This is a genomic window from Mesorhizobium sp. B2-3-12, assembly GCF_006442205.1.
Classification (GTDB): Bacteria; Pseudomonadota; Alphaproteobacteria; order Rhizobiales; family Rhizobiaceae; genus Mesorhizobium.
Map to the genome: position 1 here is coordinate 603,206 of NZ_VFVR01000003.1, position 18,332 is coordinate 621,537.

Consider the following 18,332-nt stretch of genomic DNA (forward strand, 5'->3'; position numbering starts at 1 on the left):
GCGGCCATTTTAAAAAGATGACAGTGGATGCGGGTCGGTCAGACAGCATCCCAGGGCGGCGACGAGAAATGCGCGACCAGCGCGTCGACCACGACCCGCACCTTGGGTGTCAAGGCGCGTGTCACCGGCCAGATGGCATGGACGGAGATGTTTTCGACGAGCGTGTCGACCAGCACCATTTCCAGCGCGCCGCTCTTGAGGCTGTCGGCCACCAGCCAGGTCGGCAGGAAGGTGATGCCGCAACCGGCAAGGACCGCGCCCAGCATCGGTTCGCCATTGTCGAGCACCAGCCTTGCCCGCGGCGTGAACTTCACGACATGGCCGTCGGATTGCCGGATGCTCCAGGGGTGGGCGACGCCGTTGCGGGTGTAGCCGATCAGGTCATGGCCGGCGAGATCCTCGATCGTTTTTGGCCTGCCGGTTCTGTCGAGATAGGCCGGGGCGGCGCATATGGCCGAGCGCTGGGTATAGAGTCGGCGCGCGGCGAGCGACAGGCTGTCGTCGAGATCGCCCATGCGGACCGCGAGGTCGATGCCTTCCTCGATGAGGTCGACGCGGCGGTCATTGAAGGAAATCTCCATGGCCAGATCGGGAAATCGCCTGGAAACGTCGAACAGCACGGGCGCCACGCAGCGGTGGCCGAAGGCCGAGGGCAGGTCGACCCGAAGCCGGCCCGAGGGCACCTGCCGGCGCGAGGCAAGCAGCGCCTGGGCGGCTTCGATCTCGGACAGCGCCCTGACGCAGGCTTCGTAATAGCACAGGCCTTCGCTTGTCGGGCCGAGGCTGCGCGTGGTGCGGTTGAGCAAGCGGATGCCAAGCCGCTGTTCCAGCTGCGCGACCGATTTGCCGACCGCCGATTTCGTTACGCGCAGCCGCTCTCCGGCGCCGGTGAAGCTTCCGGCCTCGATCGTTTGAACGAAGGCGACGATGCCTTGCAGATCGGTAGGGTCCATCGGGAGTATCCTATTGTAGACTTCTAGTAGCCAATTCGTTGCCGATTATGCCGTATGGAAGCGCAAATTTCCATAGTAGACGTCCCGACAGCCACGCAATCGGGAGCCCGACGCAATGAAGAGCGACATCAACAGATCCTGGCGGATGACCGGCTTCGGCCTGCCCAGGCTGGAATTGGCCGAGGGGAAGATCCCCGAGCCCGGGCCGCATGAGTTGCTGGTGCGGATCAAGGCGGTATCGCTGAACTACAAGGACAGGATGATCGTCGATGGCGTGCTGATCCCCGACCTTGCCTTTCCGTTCGTGCCGACATCGGATGCGGTGGGCGAAGTGATGGCGGTTGGCGGCGGCGTCAGCCGCTTCAAGACCGGCCAGCGCGTGCTGGGGCAGGTGATCGCCGACTGGCCGGACGGCGACGCGCCGCCGGTGCTGCACCAGCATACGCTGGGGTCGTCACTGCCCGGCACGTTGAGCGACTACCTGCTGCTGCACGAGGATGCCGCCGTGCCGGCGCCGCCGTCGCTCAGCGATGCGGAGGCTTCGACGTTGCCGGTCGCGGCACTGACCGCCTGGTTCGCCATGGCCGAGGCGACAAGACCTGTGCCCGGCCAGACCATTCTTCTCCAGGGCACGGGCGGGGTCTCCCTGTTTGCGCTGCAATTCGCCCATGCTTTCGGCTTGCGCCCCATCGTCACGTCGAGCAGCGACGCCAAGCTCGAGCGGGCGAAGGCGCTCGGCGCCTGGCAGGTGATCAACTATCGCACCAACCCCGCATGGGACGAGGCGGCGCGTGCGTTGACGGGCGGCGCCGGCGTCAACCATATCCTCGAAATGGTCGGCGGCGACAATGCGCGGCGCTCGCTCGATGCGCTGGCCGCCGACGGGAGGCTGTCGGTCATCGGCCTGTTGGGCAGCATGGAGCTCAGCTTTCCGATCGTTCCCTTCCTGCGCAACCGCATTGTCGTGCAGGGCATTTCGATCGGCCACCGCCGTGCCTTCGAGCGGATGAACCAGGCGATCGAGGCGCTGGCGATCAAGCCGGTCGTCGACAAGGTGTTTGGGTTCGACGAGGTGCCGAGAGCCTTCGAGCATCTCGAGAAGGGGCCGTTCGGCAAGATCGTCATCGCCACGGCCTGATCTCCCGGTCACGGCAACTGCTTCAGCACGCCGACGATGGCCTTGCCATCGGTGAAATAAGGGTCGCCGCCGCCATTGCGGCCGGTTGTGGTGGCGCCGATGCCCGCCATCTCGCTGGTCGAGAGCAGCAGCCCGGCGGCATTGAGATCGCCGATCAAAAAGTTGCGTTCGGCGTCGAGATCGGGGCCGATATGATGGGTGATGGCGCCGGTGTCGTGGCTCAAGCCGACGCCGCGATCGAAGCTGGCGGCCCCCAGCCAGAGCGACCTGCCGTCGTCGCCGACCGTATCGGTCTGCCAGAAACGGACGTGGTGGCGCCGGTCGGCACTGTCGCCGACCGGCTTCTCGAAGGCGAGTTCCTGGGCGCGGCCTTCGAACAGCAGGCGGCTCATCGGGGCATCGGGATAGGGGCGGGAAAACAGGACGCTTTCGCCGATATCGATGGCGGTTCTCAAGGTGACGGCGTCGGCGGTGTCCCAGCCGGCGACGGCGAAAGCATGGACCAGTTCCTTCTCGGTGCCGACCAGGCCGACATTGATCGGGTCGCCCGGAATGCCCTGCGGCGTGTGCGTCACCATCTCGAAACGCCGGTCGCGAAAGCCGCGATCACGGAATATCCAGAATTCCGGCGCCGCGACATAGGCGAGCGCCAGCCAGGCACCCAGCAGGGCCGCTATCCAGATCGCAATGCGTCGCTGGAGGCTTCGTCGACTCATGAAGGAGGCCCGATCTGTGCGGTATCTGTTGCTGACCGTTCTTGGAAATCAATGGCCAGGGACGGGCAGGCGGTCTATCGTCGGCCATCATTTTTTCGTGGGGGCGGAAATGAAGTCGAAGCCGACGGGCCGGAGAGCGATGGCGTTGACCGCCGATCTCGTCGCCAGAGTTGAGCGCGTCGAACCGGATCCCGGGCCCGAGCCTGGAACGGCCGAACACACCGACGCGGAGTTCGATGAGTTGGTCGCTCGACTGCTTGCCGAATATCGGCCCGAAACGCTGTGGGTCTTCGCCTATGGTTCGTTGATCTGGAATCCCGAATTCGTTCCTGTCGAGCAGCGCCCGGCGACGGCGCCCGGATGGCACCGCTCGTTCTGCCTGAAGTTGACCCGCTGGCGTGGAACGCGCCAGTTGCCGGCCCTGATGCTGGCGCTCGATCGCGGCGGCAGCTGCAATGGGATCGTCTACCGGCTGCCTGACGAAGATCATTTCGGGCAAATCGGCCAGCTGATGCGCCGCGAGATCGATGCCAACCCGCCAACCAACGTGCCCTGCTGGATCAAGGTCAGGACCAGGGAAGGGCCGCTGCGCGCCCTGGCTTTCGTTGCCGCGCCGGATGGCAAGGCCTATGCCGGACGGCTGCCGTTGGAGCAGGTTGCCGATACGCTGGCGCGAGCCGCCGGACACTGGGGTTCGTCGGCGCAGTATCTATTCCGGACCGTCAGCAAGCTGGAGGAAAGCGGTATTCGCGATAAGAATCTCTGGCGCATCCAGGATCTCGTGGCCCGGCGAATTGTCGCGTCCACCGGCGACGCCTGATCTTTTCCTACCGGCAGGCGCGGTAGCCGCTCTTGCGGTTCTTGATGTCGAAATGGAAATGGTTGCGGTGGTCGTAATTGTAGCCGGGGCCGAGCACGGTGGTGAAATACTGGCAGCCGTCGGCGCGCACATTGTTGAGGAAGCCGCGGGTGCGGAAGGCGAACAGGCCGGGCTTGCGCACGTCGATGTCGTCGCCATTGTTGAGCTCGATGCTCATGACGTCGAGCGCGTTGCCCTTGCCGTGCTCGGACAGCACGCCTTCGCCGGCAATGTTGCGGCAGGAATAGCTGGAGCCCTGGTGAATGGTCTTGACGCCGGAAAAGTAGCGCCAGCGGGCGGAGGGAACGAGTTCGTTCTTCGTCCAGGCGGCGAAGGTGGCGGCCATGTCGCAGGTCAGCGTCGCGGCGGGCTTCATCTGGACGCTGCCGATGGCCGAGACCTTGACCGGATAATCGATGCCGCACTGGCCTTCGTGGATCGGCGCGAGGTCGGTGTAGGCGACATCGAGGCGCTTCAGCTGCTGGCGGCAATCGGTCTCGCTGGCCGGGATCTGCTCCACCGGCGACATCGGTTCATCCATGCGTGGATAGGCGGCCTGCGTCATATAGGGATTGGACGGGACAAGCCTCTGCATGCCCTGATATTGCGGTACGGCCGCGGTCTGCGCGCCGACATCGACGGCCGGCTGCAGCGACAGCACGCTGCCGGTGTTGCAGGCCGAAACCGTGGCCAGTGCCAAGCCTGTCGTCAGCAGCGCCGTAGATCTCAGTTGGCGCGCGATGGGGAGAAACACGGCGCGAAATTTGCCGGCCATTGGCGGAATCCTACTTCTGGATATCCGGCATTTTAACGATCAAGGGTAAAGGAAAACTCAGCGCCCGCGTTCACGCCTGCGGCTGAAATGCGGCGGAGGTTCCGTTCACTGGCAAAACGTGCCGCCGTGGCGGCGTGGCTCAAGATCAAAATGGAAATGCAGCGCGTGGTCGGCGTCGGCGCCGGGGCCGAGCACGGTCTTGAACGGCCCACAGGCCGCCTTGCGCACGGCGTCGAGGAATTTGCCGTCCTTTTCCGGCGGCGCCGGGCCGACCTCGATCGTCTTGCCGTCGGACAGCGTAAAGCTGGCAATGTCGAGCGCGTTGCCGAACGCATGTTCCGACAGTTTGCGCGTGCCATGGCGGGGACGGCACACGAAGGCCGATGCCTGGCTGATCGATTTCAGGTCGGCGCCGAATTCGGCCTTCGCCGCCGGCTGGATGACGTCGGCGGCAAAACGCGCCGCTGCCTCCGCCATCGGGCAGTTGAGTTCGGTGCCGGGAGCAATCGCGATCGACTTGCCAAGTGTCTTCAGCATGATGGGGTAGGGGATCGAGCAGCCGATTTCGGGATTGCTCTCGGCCTTGTGCTCCTCGAATTCGACGCCGAGCGTCTTCAGGCGCTCGCGGCAGGCGACTTCCTCAGCCGGCATCTTGTCGGCGGGGAGATCGGCCGAGCGCGGATCGGGCAGCATCTTCTCCTCATCGCCCGCCTCCGCCGGTTTTGGCGTTGGCTGGGGGGCGACGGTCGGCGGCTGAGGCTCGGGCGTCGTGGTTTCGGGCTTTGGCGTCGGTGTTGGCACCACGGCTGGCGGCTCCGGCTCGCTTTCCGTTTCGGCTGGTGGTTCGGGCGGTGTTGGGCTTTTCTGATGGGACTCTTCGTCCTTCAGCAGATCGGATGTTCCGCCGCTCTTTGGACCTTCGGTGTTCCGGTCCTGCGTCTTTGGAGCGTCTACCTTTGGAGCGTCCGCCGGACGTGGCTCGGGCACCGGAACATCGGCGGACGGCTGGGCATCCGGCGTTTTTTGCGGTGCCGAATTTGGCGCGATATGCTGCCTGACCCGCGCTCTCGACTGTCGCTTGCTTCTTGGCCGCAGCGGCTGGTCGGCCCGCTGCGTCAGCGGCTGATCCACGCGCGGGCTTAGCGGCCCGTGGTGTCTGTGACGATGCCTGGCGTCGGCCGGAGTCACCAGCAGGACCACGGCCGCCAAAAGCAGCGCCAGAGTGCAAAATCGGGAAAAGCTCAGCGTTGCCATCGCCTGCAAACGGCGTCGGCATGCCTAGGTTGCCCTGCGAACGGATCACAATCGGTTACCGGGACGTTACGCACCGATCGCTTCGAGCCCTTCCTCCAGCAAGTCGGCGAGCAGCGGCATGCCGAGCAAATATTTCGCCGTGCGCTTGTTGGCGCGCTCTCGCGCCGCCGCCACCGCTTCGGACCATTCCGCGGCGTCATAGTCGCCGCGGCCGATCCAGGCCAGCGCGATGAGCTCGGCGGCTTCATCGACGTTGAGGTCGTTGATCAGCTCGCGCAGCTCTTCCTCGGTGAGGTTTTCCGAGCTTTCCTCGGCAAGGCCGTCATGGTGGTGGTTGTCATGCGTGTCGCCGTCGAACTCGATCTCGTGTTCGGCGCCGTCGGCGTAGTCCTCGTTGACGGCCGCGCTCAGCGCCTTGGCCTTGAGAATGAACAGCCGCACGGTGTCGGGTCCGATCGTGAGATCCCAGTCCTTTTCAAGCCGTCGCTGCACGGGCCGTCTCCGTCAGTCGTTTGCCGGATGATAGCGGATTTGCGGCATCCGTCACCTCATGTTCTCCAGGCCTGATTTTTCCGGGATGAAACGCGGGCCACTCGGCGTTAATGTTGCATTGTCACACCCTCCAGGAGGCTTCGATGCATAAAAGAGTGCTGATCCAGGCGGCGAGCGCGCTTATCGCTCTGCAGTTTCTTGCCGTTCCGACCTTCGCCGCCGGTAGTAGCGGCGGCGGTAGCGACCAGACTGTCACCCAATGCAAGAAGGGGGAGGTCTGGGACAAGAAGAAGCAGAAATGCGTACCGCCCAAGGAAGGCATGCTGGATGACGACAGCATCTATGACGCGGGCCATGCGCTGGCGATGGCCGGCCGCTATGACGAGGCGATCTCGGTTCTCGTCCTTGCCGCCAACAAGCAGGATCCGCGCATCCTCAACTATCTCGGCTATTCGCACCGCCATTCCGGCCGCGTGACCGTCGGCCTCGGCTATTACGAGGAGGCGCTGCGCATCGACCCGAATTACACGCTGGTGCGCGAATATCTCGGCGAGGCGCATCTGCAGATCGGCGACCTGGCCGGCGCCCAGCAGCAGCTGGCGGAGATCGAAAAGCGCACCGGCAAGGGTTCGCGCGAATACGGCATGCTGGCCGAGCAGATCGAACATTTCATGAGGAGCTGATCGGGCCTCGATGGTTTCTCGAAGCGGCCGCGAGCGATCGCGGCCGTTTTTGTTTGCCATGGCGGCCGCATCCGCCCATCAAAACAGCGGAAGTTTTTTGCAAAACTGATTTTTGAGCGTGAAAAGCCCGCAAAGATTGCTATATCTTAGCAAATTGCGGTGAAACGGTTCCGTTAGCCCGAGGCTGCCGGACCGTTTTCTTTTTGTACCCAACGACAAGGCTTCCCCCGAAACGCGGGGGCGGTGGCAGGAAAGGTCAGGCATTATGAACAAGGTCCCGATGACAGGCGAGGGGTTCGCGTCATTGAAGGAAGAGCTGCGTTGGCGCCAGCAGGAAGAGCGGCCGCGCATCATCGAGGCGATCTCCGAGGCGCGCTCGCATGGCGACCTGTCCGAAAATGCCGAATATCATGCCGCCAAGGAGGCGCAGAGCCTCAATGAGGGTCGTGTCAACGAACTCGAGGACCTGATCGCGCGCGCCGAGGTGATCGACGTCACCAAGCTCAGCGGCGACAAGGTCAAGTTCGGCGCCACCGTGGTGCTGGTCGACGAGGATACCGAGGAAAAGAAGACCTACCAGATCGTCGGCGACCAGGAAGCCGATGTGAAGTCCGGCCGCATCTCGATCTCCTCGCCCATCGCGCGTGCGCTGATCGGCAAGGAAGTCGGCGACGCCATCGAGGTCAATGCGCCCGGTGGTGCACGCGGGTACGAGATCGTCCAGGTGCAGTTTATCTGAGGGCGTCGGCTGGGCGCTGCTTCGCATATAGGCGCTTTCCGACCAAGGTTGGCGCCGCCCCTCATTACCCTGCCGGGCATTTCTCCCCGTATAGAGACGGGGAGAAAGACGCTGTCATCGATGATTTCGCCAATTGTCAGTACGGGGCGCCGACAGCGTGTTTCAGCCCCTTCTCCCCGTCTATATACGGGGAGAAGATGCCGGCAGGCAGATGAGGGGCAGCGCTGACCTTTCCAATCGTTCGGTCGAAAAGTCAGCCTTTTCCAGCGGTTGTCCGGCTAAGCTCTAAAAGTCGTTCCGCTTCCGCGACTACCTGTTCAGGCATCACATGGTCCCCGGGCGCTGCCAGGAGCGTCGATGCGTACGGCCCGCGCGGCCCGGTCAGACCCGGCTCGGTCGCCAAAAATACCGCCACCGTCGGCAGGCCGAAGCCGCTGGCGAGGTGGGTCAATCCCGTATCGGCGCCGATGACCAGCGTCGAGCGGCCCAGAATGGCGGCGATGTCGGCCAGCGGCGATTTGGGCACCACGACCGTCGATGGCACGGCCTTGGCGATCGCTTCGGCCACCGCCTTTTCCCGTTCGTTGGACCAGGTGGTGACCGGCGTCATGCCGCGCTCGACCAGCAGGCGGGCTGTTCCGATCCAGTCCTCGGCAGGCCATTTCTTGTCCTCGCGGCTGGTGCCGTGCAGCAGGAAGGCGATCTTGCCATCGATGGGCGCGACCGCGCCCACCGGCGCGACAATGCCGGAACCGAGCGTCGAAAGATCTGGCCGATAGCCGAGCGCCAGGCCGAACAGCCGGCGCGTTCGTTCGATGGCGTGCAGGTCGCGCGGCACGGCGTAGGTGATGTCGTAGAACAGCGTCGCCGAGGGTTCGCGTGCGCTCGACCGGTCGAAACCGGCGATCGGCGCGCGCGCCTGCCGTGCCACCAGGGCCGATTTCAGCAGGCCTTGCGCGTCGATGACGAGATCGTAGCGGCAGGCACGCAAGGCTCGGCGCAGTTCAGCCGCCTCGTGCCAGGTGTTGGTGTCGAAAAGGGCCTTCCGCCAGCGCCTTATCGCCACCGTGTGGATGGTGCCGATCGCCGGATGCAGCGCGACGATACCGGCAAACGCCTCCTCCACGCACCAGTCGAAAGCGATATCGGGCCTGGCGCGGCAGGCATCCTCGACGGCCGGAAAGGTGTGGATGACATCGCCCATCGACGAGGTCTTGACGATCAGCACCTTCATGCCGCGGCCGGAACTTCCAGCAGCCGGTCGGCCGCGGCGGCGACCTGGCCGACTTCCATTGTTCTGAGGCAATTGAGGTGGCCGAGCGGACATATCTTCTGGTGGCAAGGCGAGCAGGACAGGCCGAGCCAGACCAGTTCGCGCCGCTCCGCCAGTGGCGGCGTGTTTTCAGGCGAGGTCGAGCCGTAGACGGCAACGATCGGGGTGCCGACAGCGGCCGCGACATGCATCAGCCCGCTGTCGTTGGAGACCGCGAGCCGCGCCGCGGCGATCAGGTCGATGGCGTCCTCCAGCCGCGTCTGGCCTGCGAGGTCGACGATGCCGGGGGCCAGCGCCGCGATTTCGGCCGTCACATCGCGGTCGTTCTTCGAGCCGAACAGGGCGACCTTCAAGCCCTTGCCCATGAAGTCACGGGCAAGGCCGGCATAGTGTTCGCTTGGCCAGCGCTTGGCCGGGCCGAACTCGGCACCGGGCATCAGCGCCACGAATTCCTGCGGCGCCAGTCCGAAACGCTCAAGCAAGCTGGCCTGGTTCTTCGGATCCACGGTCAGCCGGGGCGCGCGGAAGTTGCCGCCCTGGGCGAGGCCGAAATAGGCTTGCGCGGTGCGCCGTTTCACGGCGTCGGGCAAGGGCACGATGTCGGTGAGCAGGCCATAGCGCATTTCGCGCAAATTGCCGAAACGGCGCGGAATGCGGGCAAAGAACGGGATCAGCGCCGACTTCCAGCTGCCCGGCAGGACATAGGCCATGTCGTAGCGGCCGCGCAGCAGGCGGCCGAAACGGCGGCGATGGCTGAATTCGAGCGCGCCGGGCTTCAGCGGAAAGTCGATCTGCTGGCGGATTTCAGGCATGCGCTTGACCAGAGGTGCCGCCCAGGCCGGCGCCAGCACATCGATCGCGGCGTCGGGATGGAGTTCCTTCAGCGCCGAGAACAGGCACTGCGCCATCACCATATCGCCCACCCAGCGTGGGCCGATCACGAGGATCGTTGGGCTTTCAGCCATTCGACATAGTCTCTGACGCCAGTTTCGACGCTCCGGAATTGACCGTTATAACCGGCCCCGCGCAAGCGGGACATATCGGCCTGGGTAAAACTCTGGTAGCTGCCCTTGAGGTGGTCGGGGAATTCTATGAACTCGATCTCGCCCTTGCCCAGCGTGTCGATGACCGTTTCGGCGATGGCGCGGAAGGGCTGGGCGCGGCCGGTGCCGCAATTGAAGATGCCGCTCGCGCCACGCTTCCACAGCCACAGATTGACGTCGGCGACATCGCCGACATGGATGAAGTCGCGGCTCTGTTCGCCGGGACCAAAACCGTCATAGGCGCCGAACAGCTTCGGGTTTTCACCGCGCTCGACCTGGTTGAACAGGTGGAAGGCGACCGAGGCCATGGCGCCCTTGTGCGCCTCGCGCGGGCCATAGACGTTGAAGTAGCGCAGGCCGGCGACCTGCGAATGATCGCTGTCGAAGACGGTTCGCCTGACATAGTCGTCGAAGAGCTTCTTCGAATAGGCATAGACGTTGAGCGGCCGCTCCAGCGCCGGCTCCTCGCGAAACTCGGATCCGCCGCCATAGACCGAGGCCGAGGAGGCGTAGAGGAAGGGCACGCGCAGCGCCTGGCAGGCATGCAGCAGCCGTTTCGAATAGGCGTAATTCACCTCCATCATGAACTTGCCGTTCCACTCGGTGGTGGTCGAGCAGGCGCCCTGGTGGAACACGGCCTCGATGCGGCCGAGCGAGCCAGCCTCCATGCGGCCCAGGAAATCATCCTTGTCGAGATAGTCCGATATTCTGAGATCGGCGAGGTTGGCGATCTTGTGGCCATCGGTGAGGTCGTCGACGACCAGTATGTCGTCGTGGCCTTCCGCATTCAGCGCGGCGACGATGTTGGAGCCGATCATGCCGGCGCCGCCCGTGACGATGATCATGAAGGCCTCTGGTTGCGTACGATTCCGGTCCTTATAAGGGAGGCTGGCCGGGCTGTCGACAAAGCAGGATCCGTGATTAAGCCCAAAGCTGCTGTCTAGGGAGTCGCCATAGGCTGCTTGCTGACAATCACATCAGGCCAGCGCCGCCCCTCATCCGCCTGCTGGCACCGGCTGGCAGGTGAGGGGCAGCGCCGACGCCTGAAAAAGGTTAGGATGACCAATTCGAAGATACCCACATCTGCTATCGCCAATATGAAGCAAGGCGCAGCCTGTCAGAGACGCAATTATCAAGGGACAAGAAATGCCGTCGACCGAACTGCTGATCGCTTTTTTCGCCACCACGGCGATCTTCGCCTATATCCCGGGCCCGGCGATGCTCTATGCCGCCGCGCAGACCATGGCGCGCGGGCGCTGGTCGGGGCTGACGGCGGCACTCGGCATTCATCTGGGCGGCTATGTGCATGTCTTTGCCGCCGCCGCCGGCCTGTCGGTGCTGTTCCACGCCGTGCCGCCGCTCTACATGGCGGTCAAGCTGGTCGGCGCGCTGTACCTGATCTGGTTGGGGGTCTCGCTGTTTCGCAAGCGCGTGGAGGGCGACGTGGCGTTGCCCGCGATCGAGCGCAAGTCGGCGCGGCGCGCGTTCTTCGAGAGCATCACCGTCGAGGTGCTCAATCCCAAGACCGCGATCTTCTTCATGGCGTTCCTGCCGCAGTTCATCGATGCCTCGGCGGCGTTCCCGGTGTGGCTGCAATTCGTCGTGCTGGGCACCATCGTCAACCTGATGTTCTCCTCGGCCGATGTCGTCTGCGTGTTCCTGGCCGGCCTCGTGATCGGCCGGCTGCGGCGTTCGAGCCGGGCACAGCGGCTGATGCAGCGGGCCGGCGGCGCGGTGCTGGTCGGGCTTGGCGTGCACGTCGCCTTGCAGAAAAGCTGACCTCTCCGGGATTGCCTTCGCCCCGGCGTTGCGCTGTGCCGAATTGCGGTATATCGGCAGGCATGACCGACCGGCCTCGCAAATCTGGTGTTTCGACCTATCTGAGATCGGCGTTTCCCGCGCGTGGCAGATGACATGATCAAGCACAATCCGCCTTCTCCCGAGCCCCTGCACCGCGCCATCGCGCGCTTTGGCGACGTTGCCGTGCTGGTGGTCGGCGACATCATCCTCGACCGCTTCGTAAATGGCGTCATCGAGCGGATCTCGCCCGAAGCGCCGATCCCGGTGCTGCATGGACGCGGCGAAAGCTCGGCCATGGGTGGCGCCGGCAATGTCGTGGCCAACATCGTGTCGCTTGGCGCGCGCGCCATTCCGGTGTCGGTGATCGGCACTGATCCCGCCGGCGACAGCCTGGTGCGGATGCTGGGCGAGCTTGGCGCCGAGACAGTGGGCCTTGCGCAGCAGCGCGGCCGCATGACCTCGTCGAAGAGCCGCTTCAGCGCGCTCAACCAGCAGGTGCTGCGTTTCGACGAGGAAGAGATCAAGCCGCTCGGCGCGGCGGAACGGGCGGAGCTGATCCGCCGTTTCCGGGATGCGCTGGAACAGGCGGACATCGTCGTCCTGTCCGACTATGGCAAGGGCATCTTGCTGGACGGCGTCGCCGCCGAGCTGATCGCCATCTGCCGCGAGGCAGGAAAGCCGGTGCTGATCGATCCGAAGGGCCGCGACTATGCGCGCTATGCCGGAGCGACCGCCGTCACGCCCAACCGCAAGGAACTAGGCGAGGCCGTTGGCCGCGCGGTGTTCGGCGATGAGGAGATCGTGGCGGCGGCGCGCGAACTGATTTCGGCGCATGGCTTCGAGTTCGTCGTCGCCACACGCAGCGAAAAAGGCATGAGCGTGGTCGGGCCCGACGAGGCAAGCCACATCGCCACCCAGGCGCGCGAGGTGTTCGACGTCTCTGGCGCCGGCGATACGGTGATCGCGACCTTCGCGCTGGCGCTTGCCGCCGGCGCCGATCCTGTCGCCGCCGCCGCCATCGCCAACGCCGCCGGCGGCGTCGTGGTGGGAAAACGCGGCACGGCGCGGCTGAGTGTCGAGGAACTTACCGGCGCGCTGTTTCGCTCGCATGGTCCGACCGCGCACAAGGACGCCATCCTCGACGCCGCCTCGGCCGCGCGCATGGTGGCGGCGTGGAAGGCGGAGGGCCTGAGCGTCGGCTTCACCAATGGCTGCTTCGACATCCTCCATGCCGGCCATGTCAGCCTGCTGCACGCGGCGCGCAGCCAGTGCGACCGGCTGGTGCTCGGGCTCAACAGCGATGCCTCCGTGCGGCGGCTGAAAGGACCGGGCCGCCCCGTCAACGACCAGCATGACCGCGCCTGCGTGCTGGCAGCACTCGCCTCGGTCGATGCCGTCATTGTCTTCGAGGAGGATACGCCGCTGGCGCTGATCGAGGCGCTTCTGCCCGACATACTGGTCAAGGGCGCCGACTACACGGTCGACACCGTGGTCGGTGCCGATGTGGTGCAAAAGGCGGGCGGGCGCGTCGTGCTGGTCGATCTCGTCGCCGGCAAGAGCACCACCGGCACCATCGGCAAATTGCGCGCCGGTGGCGCCACCAACTGAGGGATCTCATGTCTGAACTGAACGACTATCTGGTCCGCTCGGCGGCCGCCATCACTGCCACGGTCGAGCGCGATCTGACCGGCGAGATGGAGCGGGCGGCGAGCGCCGTGGTGACGGCGCTTTCCCAGGGAAAGGCCTTGCTGGTCTGCGGCAATGGCGGCTCGGCCAGCGACGCCATCCATATCGCCACCGAACTGGTCGGCCGCTTCCTCAAGGAGCGCAAGGCCTACAATGTCATCGCGCTGCCCGCCAACGCCGGGATGCTGACCGCCTGGGGCAATGATTACGGCTTCGACACGGTGTTTTCGCGCCAGGTCGAGGCGCATGGCGCGGCCGGCGGCGTGCTTTTGGCGATCTCGACCAGCGGCAATTCGCCGAGCATCCTCGCCGCCGCCGAACAGGCGCGTATGATGGACATGACGGTGATCAGCCTGACCGGCGACACTGGCGGCAAGCTGAAGCCGCTCACCGACATCCTGCTCAACGTCCCCTCGACCTCGACGCCTATCATCCAGCAGGGCCATCTGTGCCTCTACCACTATCTGTGCGAGGTGGTCGAAGCGCGCCTGTCGAATGGCTGACAGGATCGGCACACCGCACCCGCTGACCGAACCCGGCCTGTGGGTAGAGCGGATCGGCGGCAGGGTTTTCCCGGCACGATCACCGGCGCTGTTCCTCGACCGCGACGGCACCATCAATGTCGACACCGACTATCCCAGCGATCCGGCCGAAATCGAGCTCAGGCCAGGGATGCTGCCGGTGATCGCCGCCGCCAACCGGTGCGGCATCCCGGTGGTCATCGTCACCAACCAGTCCGGCATCGCGCGCGGCTATTTCGGCTGGGACGTCTTCGCCAAAGTGAACGGCCGCGTGCTCGAACTGCTGCATAGGCAAGGTGTGTTCGTCGACATGGTCCTGGCCTGCGCCTATCACGAGGCCGGTGTCGGGCCGCTCGCCATCGCGGACCACCCGATGCGCAAGCCCAATCCAGGCATGCTGATCGAGGCGGGCAGGCGCCTTGATCTCGATCTCCGGGGTTCCCTGATGGCAGGCGACAAGCTGGCGGATATGCAGGCGGCCCGGCGCGCCGGCCTAGCACAAGGCTGGCTGGTCGACGGCGAGGCGGCCTTCCAGCATGGCTTCGCCATCAGGCGCCTGCATGACGACCACGATCTCGGCGGCCTCACCGCCGCCATCGAGACGCTCGTTGGGGATCGCGGGGATTGAGGGTCTACAGCTGATCGTCGCGCCGCGAGGCTTCGTAGAGCTTGGCCTCGGTGGCGAAGGAATAGATCATCACCGACATCGAGTAGACGAAGCCATGCCGGCCACACAGGAAGTAGCGCTTGGCCAGGTAGAATTTCAGGAAATTGCCGAGCGGCGACAGCACCAGCCGCACCAGGCCGGGCTTCTTGCCCCTTTCGACCAGCGTGGCAACCTTGAGGCTGGAGTAGGTGTTGGCCCTTGCCAGGTCCTCCTCGACGGTCACTTCGCGGCGATGCAGGATCACACCGTTGTCGATCGTGCGGGTCTCGCCCGGGACCTCGAACGATTCATGCACCCGCAGGCTCAGATCCATGGTGGCCTTATCGCGGCGGAAGAGACGCATCAGCCGGTTGTGCAACACCCAGCGGTGCGCATAGCCGTAGCCCTTCAGCTTGTCGCGGCGTCTTATGTACCATCCATCCACGGCGTCGTTCCCAGGCCCTATCGCGGCGATGATCGATTGCCGCAGCTCATCGTCGACGGCCTCGTCGGCCTCGATCGCAAGGCACCATGGCTGCGTGGCATGATCGAGCGCGAATTGCCGCTGCCGCGGAAAGCCCGGCCAGTCATTGTGAATCAACCTTATCGGATAGCCCTTGGTGATAAATTCCCGGACGATGTCCAGGGTGCCGTCCGTGGAACCAGAATCGACGACGATGATCTCGGCACAGAAGTCGACGCTGTCGAGGCATGGGCCGATCATGCCAGCCTCGTTCATGCAGATGATAAGCACCGAAATCGGGCTTGCAAATCGAGTCATGGTCCCCTTCCCATGGCGGATTCTCCCGGAATTCATGCTGCTCGCGCCATTTGTTCTCAAGCAATTCCGGGCGGAAAACCGTTACATATTTTTCCTGGAACTGCTTGAGAAGCCAGTCAAGCGCCTAGTCAAGCAGTGAAGTTCGGCAGAGCCTTGTACATCAGCGTCTTTCGAATACCAACGCGGCACCGGTGTGGCGAACCTCTGGAACTCGCCAGCGCACGGGCGTTCGCCCGGCCTCAGGGCCGCTCGAACGAGACCAGCCCTTCATCCTTGACACGGCGGATGGTGAGGGCGGTGCGAACCGTGTCGACATTCGGCGTCGAGGTCAGTTCCTCGATGACGAAGGTCTGGAAGGCACCGAGGTCGCTGGCCACGCAATGCAACAGGAAGTCGGACTCGCCCGACACCATCCAGGCATCGCGCACGATCGGCCAGCCGCGCGTGCGCTCTGCGAAGATACGCAGTTCGGCATCGGCCTGGTGATGCAGCCCGACGAGGCAGAAGGCGACGACATCGAGGCCCAGCGCCGGGGCGTTGAGCAGCGCGCGATAGCCCCGAATGATGCCGGCTTCTTCCAGCCGCTTGACCCGGCGCAGGCAGGGCGGGGCCGAAATGCCGACGCGGTTCGACAGCTCGACATTTGTCATGCGCCCGTCCGACTGGAGCTCGCGCAGGATCTTCCAGTCGATGGCGTCGAGGTCGGCCTTGAGTGGCATGAGGGTTCTCGATGATCAGGTTGCGCAAGAATCTTTCGCGATTTTGTAATTAAACGACTTTTGTGTCGATGCCAGCCCTCGTCAACGCGATTCTGGAACGGTAACGAAAGCGGCCGTCGCGCGAATATCCACATGGGGCCGAAGCTTTCCGGGGACGACGGCCCGTTCGTCTTGCTGGCGTGATTGGCAACCCTTACATTAAGCACGACATTCCACGTCTTTTTTCCAAGGCACACCCGTTTGTCTGCCCCGCAGAGGCTCTAAATGACCACCAAGCACGCGCCTGTTCTCATCATCGGTTCCGGCCCGGCCGGCTACACGGCGGCGGTCTATGCCGCGCGCGCCATGCTGAAGCCGATGCTCGTCGCCGGCCTGCAGCAAGGCGGCCAGTTGATGATCACCACCGATGTCGAGAACTATCCCGGCTTCGCCGATCCGATCCAGGGGCCGTGGCTGATGGAGCAGATGCTCAAGCAGGCCGAGCATGTCGGCACCGACATCATCAACGACATCATCACCGAGGTCGATCTCAACGTGCGGCCATTCCGTGCCAAGGGCGACTCCGGCACGACCTACACGGCCGATGCACTGATCATCGCCACCGGCGCGCAAGCCAAGTGGCTGGGCATTCCGACCGAGCAGGACTTCATGGGCTTCGGCGTTTCGGCCTGCGCCACCTGCGACGGCTTCTTCTATCGCGGCAAGGATGTCGCGGTGGTCGGCGGCGGCAATTCGGCGGTGGAAGAGGCGCTCTATCTGTCCAACCTCGCCAAGAGTGTCACCGTCATCCACAGGCGCTCGGACTTCCGTGCCGAGCGCATCCTACGTGAGCGCCTGTTGAAGAAGGACAATGTCCGCGTCATCTGGGACACGATCGTCGACGAGATCACCGGGCGGCCGGGCAAGGCACCGCTGCCGCCTTCGGTCGAAGGGCTGAAGCTCAGGCATGCCGTGACCGGTGCCGAGAGCCACCTCAAGATCGACGGCGTCTTCGTGGCCATCGGCCATGCGCCCGCGGTCGAGTTGTTCGCCGGCAAGCTGAAGCAGAAGCCGAACGGCTATCTGTGGACGGCGCCGGACTCGACGCGTACCGACGTGCCTGGCGTGTTCGCCGCCGGCGACGTGACGGACGATATCTACCGCCAGGCGGTGACGGCGGCCGGGCTCGGCTGCATGGCCGCGCTCGAAGCGGAAAAGTATCTGGCCGGCATCGAGGTGCATCGCGAAGCAGCGGAATAGGGGCGCTTGCAAAACTGTTAAAAAAACGGCTTAGAAACGCCGTGTAAAAGCCTGATTTTTCATTCAAACGCCAACCGGAACGAGGGGAAGTCATGGCGTTGGACTGGGATAAGCTACGCGTGTTTCACGCTGCGGCGGAAGCGGGGTCGTTTACGCATGCGGCCGAGACGCTGCATCTGTCGCAATCGGCAATCTCGAGACAGGTCAGCGCGCTCGAACATGATGTCGGCGTGCCGCTGTTCAACCGCCATGCACGCGGCCTGGTGCTGACCGAACAGGGCGAGATGCTGTTCCGCACGGCGCATGACGTGCTGATGAAGCTGGAAACCATCAAGTCGCGGTTGACCGAGACCAAGGACCGGCCGTCCGGCGTGCTCAGGGTGACGACGACCGTCGGTCTCGGCGCGGGCTGGCTGACCGAGCGGGTGCAGGAGTTCATCGAGCTCTACCCCGAAATCAGCCTGCAGCTGATCCTCGCCAATGAGGAGCTCGACCTCACCATGCGCCAGGCCGATTGCGCCATCCGGCTGCGCCAGCCGCAACAGCCGGACCTGATCCAGCGCCGTCTGTTCACCGTGCATTTCCATCTCTACGCCGCCCCATCCTACGTCGCCAAGTATGGCAAGCCGGGCTCGATCGCAGAGTTGAGAAGCCATCGCATCGTCACCTTTGGCCTGCCTGTGCCGTCGCATCTGTCGGAGTTGAACTGGCTGGAGACGGTCGGTGATTTCGAGAGCGGCCGGCGCGTGCCGACACTGCAGATCAACGACATCCTGTCGATCAAGCGCGCCGTGCAGGGTGGCGCCGGCATCGCCATGCTGCCGGATTATGTGATCAGCAAGGATTCCGGCCTGGTGCAGCTTCTGCCGGAGACCGAGGTGCCGTCCTTCGACACCTATTTCGCCTATCCCGACGCGATGAAGAACCAGGCCAAGCTGCACGTCTTCCGCGACTTCATCATCGCCAAGGCGCGTAGCTGGTCTTATTGACCCGCGACCGGCTGCCGCTCATCCTC

General features: G+C 64.3%; 20 protein-coding genes. 10 read left to right on the plus strand and 10 right to left on the minus strand.

Annotated features, from left to right (window positions below; all coding sequences use genetic code 11):
- Window positions 1-38: 38 nt before the first annotated feature.
- Window positions 39-953, minus strand: coding sequence for a LysR family transcriptional regulator (locus tag FJ948_RS13185; protein WP_140704926.1), 915 nt, complete (start codon window positions 951-953; stop codon window positions 39-41).
- A gap of 115 nt (window positions 954-1,068) precedes the next feature.
- On the opposite strand from FJ948_RS13185, the gene FJ948_RS13190 reads away from it, so the two are divergent.
- A complete protein-coding gene (locus FJ948_RS13190; RefSeq protein WP_140704928.1) occupies window positions 1,069-2,091 on the plus strand; it encodes an NAD(P)-dependent alcohol dehydrogenase in 1,023 nt (340 codons plus the stop codon).
- Window positions 2,092-2,099: 8 nt separating this feature from the next.
- On the opposite strand, the gene FJ948_RS13195 is transcribed toward FJ948_RS13190, so the two are convergent.
- Entirely contained in the window at window positions 2,100-2,807 is a 708-nt protein-coding gene (locus FJ948_RS13195; protein WP_140704930.1) for an LssY C-terminal domain-containing protein, read from the minus strand.
- Window positions 2,808-2,916: 109 nt separating this feature from the next.
- On the opposite strand from FJ948_RS13195, the gene FJ948_RS13200 reads away from it, so the two are divergent.
- On the plus strand, window positions 2,917-3,627 hold the full coding sequence (locus FJ948_RS13200) for a gamma-glutamylcyclotransferase (protein ID WP_140704932.1): 711 nt from the start codon (window positions 2,917-2,919) through the stop codon (window positions 3,625-3,627).
- A 7-nt stretch (window positions 3,628-3,634) separates the two neighbouring features.
- On the opposite strand, the gene FJ948_RS13205 is transcribed toward FJ948_RS13200, so the two are convergent.
- The 3 genes from FJ948_RS13205 to FJ948_RS13215 form a co-directional block, all read right to left on the minus strand.
- The gene (locus tag FJ948_RS13205; RefSeq protein WP_140704934.1) at window positions 3,635-4,441 is read right to left on the minus strand and encodes an extensin family protein; all 807 of its coding nucleotides are present in this window, start codon (window positions 4,439-4,441) and stop codon (window positions 3,635-3,637) included.
- 105 nt (window positions 4,442-4,546) lie between these two features.
- Window positions 4,547-5,572, minus strand: a complete 1,026-nt coding sequence (locus FJ948_RS13210) for an extensin family protein (RefSeq protein WP_181173650.1) — start codon at window positions 5,570-5,572, stop codon at window positions 4,547-4,549.
- A 189-nt stretch (window positions 5,573-5,761) separates the two neighbouring features.
- The gene (locus FJ948_RS13215; protein ID WP_140704937.1) at window positions 5,762-6,187 is read right to left on the minus strand and encodes a DUF3775 domain-containing protein; all 426 of its coding nucleotides are present in this window, start codon (window positions 6,185-6,187) and stop codon (window positions 5,762-5,764) included.
- A gap of 143 nt (window positions 6,188-6,330) precedes the next feature.
- Here FJ948_RS13215 and FJ948_RS13220 point away from each other — a divergent pair, with 143 nt between their 5' ends.
- Together FJ948_RS13220 and greA are read left to right on the plus strand one after the other, a co-directional pair.
- On the plus strand, window positions 6,331-6,870 hold the full coding sequence (locus FJ948_RS13220; RefSeq protein WP_140704939.1) for a tetratricopeptide repeat protein: 540 nt from the start codon (window positions 6,331-6,333) through the stop codon (window positions 6,868-6,870).
- Between the two features lie 265 nt (window positions 6,871-7,135).
- A complete protein-coding gene (gene greA / locus FJ948_RS13225) occupies window positions 7,136-7,609 on the plus strand; it encodes a transcription elongation factor GreA (protein ID WP_008877613.1) in 474 nt (157 codons plus the stop codon).
- Window positions 7,610-7,862: 253 nt separating this feature from the next.
- On the opposite strand, the gene waaC is transcribed toward greA, so the two are convergent.
- The 3 genes from waaC to rfaD are packed head-to-tail and all read right to left on the minus strand — an operon-like array spanning window position 7,863 to window position 10,770.
- A complete protein-coding gene (gene waaC, locus FJ948_RS13235) occupies window positions 7,863-8,843 on the minus strand; it encodes a lipopolysaccharide heptosyltransferase I (RefSeq protein ID WP_140704941.1) in 981 nt (326 codons plus the stop codon).
- The gene (waaF, locus tag FJ948_RS13240) at window positions 8,840-9,847 is read right to left on the minus strand and encodes a lipopolysaccharide heptosyltransferase II (protein WP_140704943.1); all 1,008 of its coding nucleotides are present in this window, start codon (window positions 9,845-9,847) and stop codon (window positions 8,840-8,842) included. The genes waaC and waaF overlap by 4 nt, the downstream gene beginning before the upstream one ends.
- Window positions 9,820-10,770, minus strand: coding sequence for an ADP-glyceromanno-heptose 6-epimerase (rfaD, locus tag FJ948_RS13245; RefSeq protein WP_140704945.1), 951 nt, complete (start codon window positions 10,768-10,770; stop codon window positions 9,820-9,822). Before rfaD ends, waaF begins: the two co-directional genes overlap by 28 nt.
- Window positions 10,771-11,071: 301 nt before the next feature.
- On the opposite strand from rfaD, the gene FJ948_RS13250 reads away from it, so the two are divergent.
- The 4 genes from FJ948_RS13250 to gmhB all read left to right on the plus strand — a co-directional run bounded on the left by FJ948_RS13250 (window position 11,072) and on the right by gmhB (window position 14,560).
- A complete protein-coding gene (locus FJ948_RS13250) occupies window positions 11,072-11,704 on the plus strand; it encodes a LysE family translocator (protein ID WP_140704947.1) in 633 nt (210 codons plus the stop codon).
- A 135-nt stretch (window positions 11,705-11,839) separates the two neighbouring features.
- Window positions 11,840-13,333: a D-glycero-beta-D-manno-heptose-7-phosphate kinase gene (rfaE1, locus tag FJ948_RS13255; RefSeq protein WP_140704949.1), complete on the plus strand. Its 1,494-nt coding sequence runs from the start codon at window positions 11,840-11,842 to the stop codon at window positions 13,331-13,333.
- 8 nt (window positions 13,334-13,341) lie between these two features.
- Window positions 13,342-13,914, plus strand: coding sequence for an SIS domain-containing protein (locus FJ948_RS13260; protein ID WP_140704951.1), 573 nt, complete (start codon window positions 13,342-13,344; stop codon window positions 13,912-13,914).
- Window positions 13,907-14,560, plus strand: coding sequence for a D-glycero-beta-D-manno-heptose 1,7-bisphosphate 7-phosphatase (gmhB, locus tag FJ948_RS13265; protein WP_140704953.1), 654 nt, complete (start codon window positions 13,907-13,909; stop codon window positions 14,558-14,560). Before FJ948_RS13260 ends, gmhB begins: the two co-directional genes overlap by 8 nt.
- Before the next feature lie 4 nt (window positions 14,561-14,564).
- Here the strand turns inward: gmhB and FJ948_RS13270 are convergent, their stop codons facing one another.
- On the minus strand, window positions 14,565-15,359 hold the full coding sequence (locus tag FJ948_RS13270; RefSeq protein WP_140704955.1) for a glycosyltransferase family 2 protein: 795 nt from the start codon (window positions 15,357-15,359) through the stop codon (window positions 14,565-14,567).
- 239 nt (window positions 15,360-15,598) lie between these two features.
- Window positions 15,599-16,078 carry an Lrp/AsnC family transcriptional regulator gene (locus tag FJ948_RS13275; protein WP_140704957.1) on the minus strand — a complete coding sequence of 160 codons (480 nt, stop codon included), beginning with the start codon at window positions 16,076-16,078 and terminating at the stop codon, window positions 15,599-15,601.
- 264 nt (window positions 16,079-16,342) lie between these two features.
- Here FJ948_RS13275 and trxB point away from each other — a divergent pair, with 264 nt between their 5' ends.
- Window positions 16,343-17,317 (plus strand): thioredoxin-disulfide reductase, encoded by a 975-nt coding sequence (trxB, locus tag FJ948_RS13280; protein ID WP_127873462.1) that lies wholly within the window; start codon window positions 16,343-16,345, stop codon window positions 17,315-17,317.
- Window positions 17,318-17,409: 92 nt separating this feature from the next.
- The gene (locus tag FJ948_RS13285; protein WP_140704959.1) at window positions 17,410-18,306 is read left to right on the plus strand and encodes a LysR family transcriptional regulator; all 897 of its coding nucleotides are present in this window, start codon (window positions 17,410-17,412) and stop codon (window positions 18,304-18,306) included.
- The last annotated feature ends 26 nt before the right edge of the window (window positions 18,307-18,332 follow it).

Bases quoted from the DNA above. Each gene is read 5' to 3' on its own strand.
- FJ948_RS13185 (WP_140704926.1), bottom strand. From the start codon at position 953: ATGGACCCTACCGATCTGCAAGGCATCGTCGCCTTCGTTCAAACGATC.
- FJ948_RS13190 (WP_140704928.1), top strand. From the start codon at position 1,069: ATGAAGAGCGACATCAACAGATCCTGGCGGATGACCGGCTTCGGCCTG.
- FJ948_RS13195 (WP_140704930.1), bottom strand. From the start codon at position 2,807: ATGAGTCGACGAAGCCTCCAGCGACGCATTGCGATCTGGATAGCGGCC.
- FJ948_RS13200 (WP_140704932.1), top strand. From the start codon at position 2,917: ATGAAGTCGAAGCCGACGGGCCGGAGAGCGATGGCGTTGACCGCCGAT.
- FJ948_RS13205 (WP_140704934.1), bottom strand. From the start codon at position 4,441: ATGGCCGGCAAATTTCGCGCCGTGTTTCTCCCCATCGCGCGCCAACTG.
- FJ948_RS13220 (WP_140704939.1), top strand. From the start codon at position 6,331: ATGCATAAAAGAGTGCTGATCCAGGCGGCGAGCGCGCTTATCGCTCTG.
- greA (WP_008877613.1), top strand. From the start codon at position 7,136: ATGAACAAGGTCCCGATGACAGGCGAGGGGTTCGCGTCATTGAAGGAA.
- waaC (WP_140704941.1), bottom strand. From the start codon at position 8,843: ATGAAGGTGCTGATCGTCAAGACCTCGTCGATGGGCGATGTCATCCAC.
- waaF (WP_140704943.1), bottom strand. From the start codon at position 9,847: ATGGCTGAAAGCCCAACGATCCTCGTGATCGGCCCACGCTGGGTGGGC.
- rfaD (WP_140704945.1), bottom strand. From the start codon at position 10,770: ATGATCATCGTCACGGGCGGCGCCGGCATGATCGGCTCCAACATCGTC.
- FJ948_RS13250 (WP_140704947.1), top strand. From the start codon at position 11,072: ATGCCGTCGACCGAACTGCTGATCGCTTTTTTCGCCACCACGGCGATC.
- rfaE1 (WP_140704949.1), top strand. From the start codon at position 11,840: ATGATCAAGCACAATCCGCCTTCTCCCGAGCCCCTGCACCGCGCCATC.
- FJ948_RS13260 (WP_140704951.1), top strand. From the start codon at position 13,342: ATGTCTGAACTGAACGACTATCTGGTCCGCTCGGCGGCCGCCATCACT.
- gmhB (WP_140704953.1), top strand. From the start codon at position 13,907: ATGGCTGACAGGATCGGCACACCGCACCCGCTGACCGAACCCGGCCTG.
- FJ948_RS13270 (WP_140704955.1), bottom strand. From the start codon at position 15,359: ATGACTCGATTTGCAAGCCCGATTTCGGTGCTTATCATCTGCATGAAC.
- FJ948_RS13275 (WP_140704957.1), bottom strand. From the start codon at position 16,078: ATGCCACTCAAGGCCGACCTCGACGCCATCGACTGGAAGATCCTGCGC.
- trxB (WP_127873462.1), top strand. From the start codon at position 16,343: ATGACCACCAAGCACGCGCCTGTTCTCATCATCGGTTCCGGCCCGGCC.
- FJ948_RS13285 (WP_140704959.1), top strand. From the start codon at position 17,410: ATGGCGTTGGACTGGGATAAGCTACGCGTGTTTCACGCTGCGGCGGAA.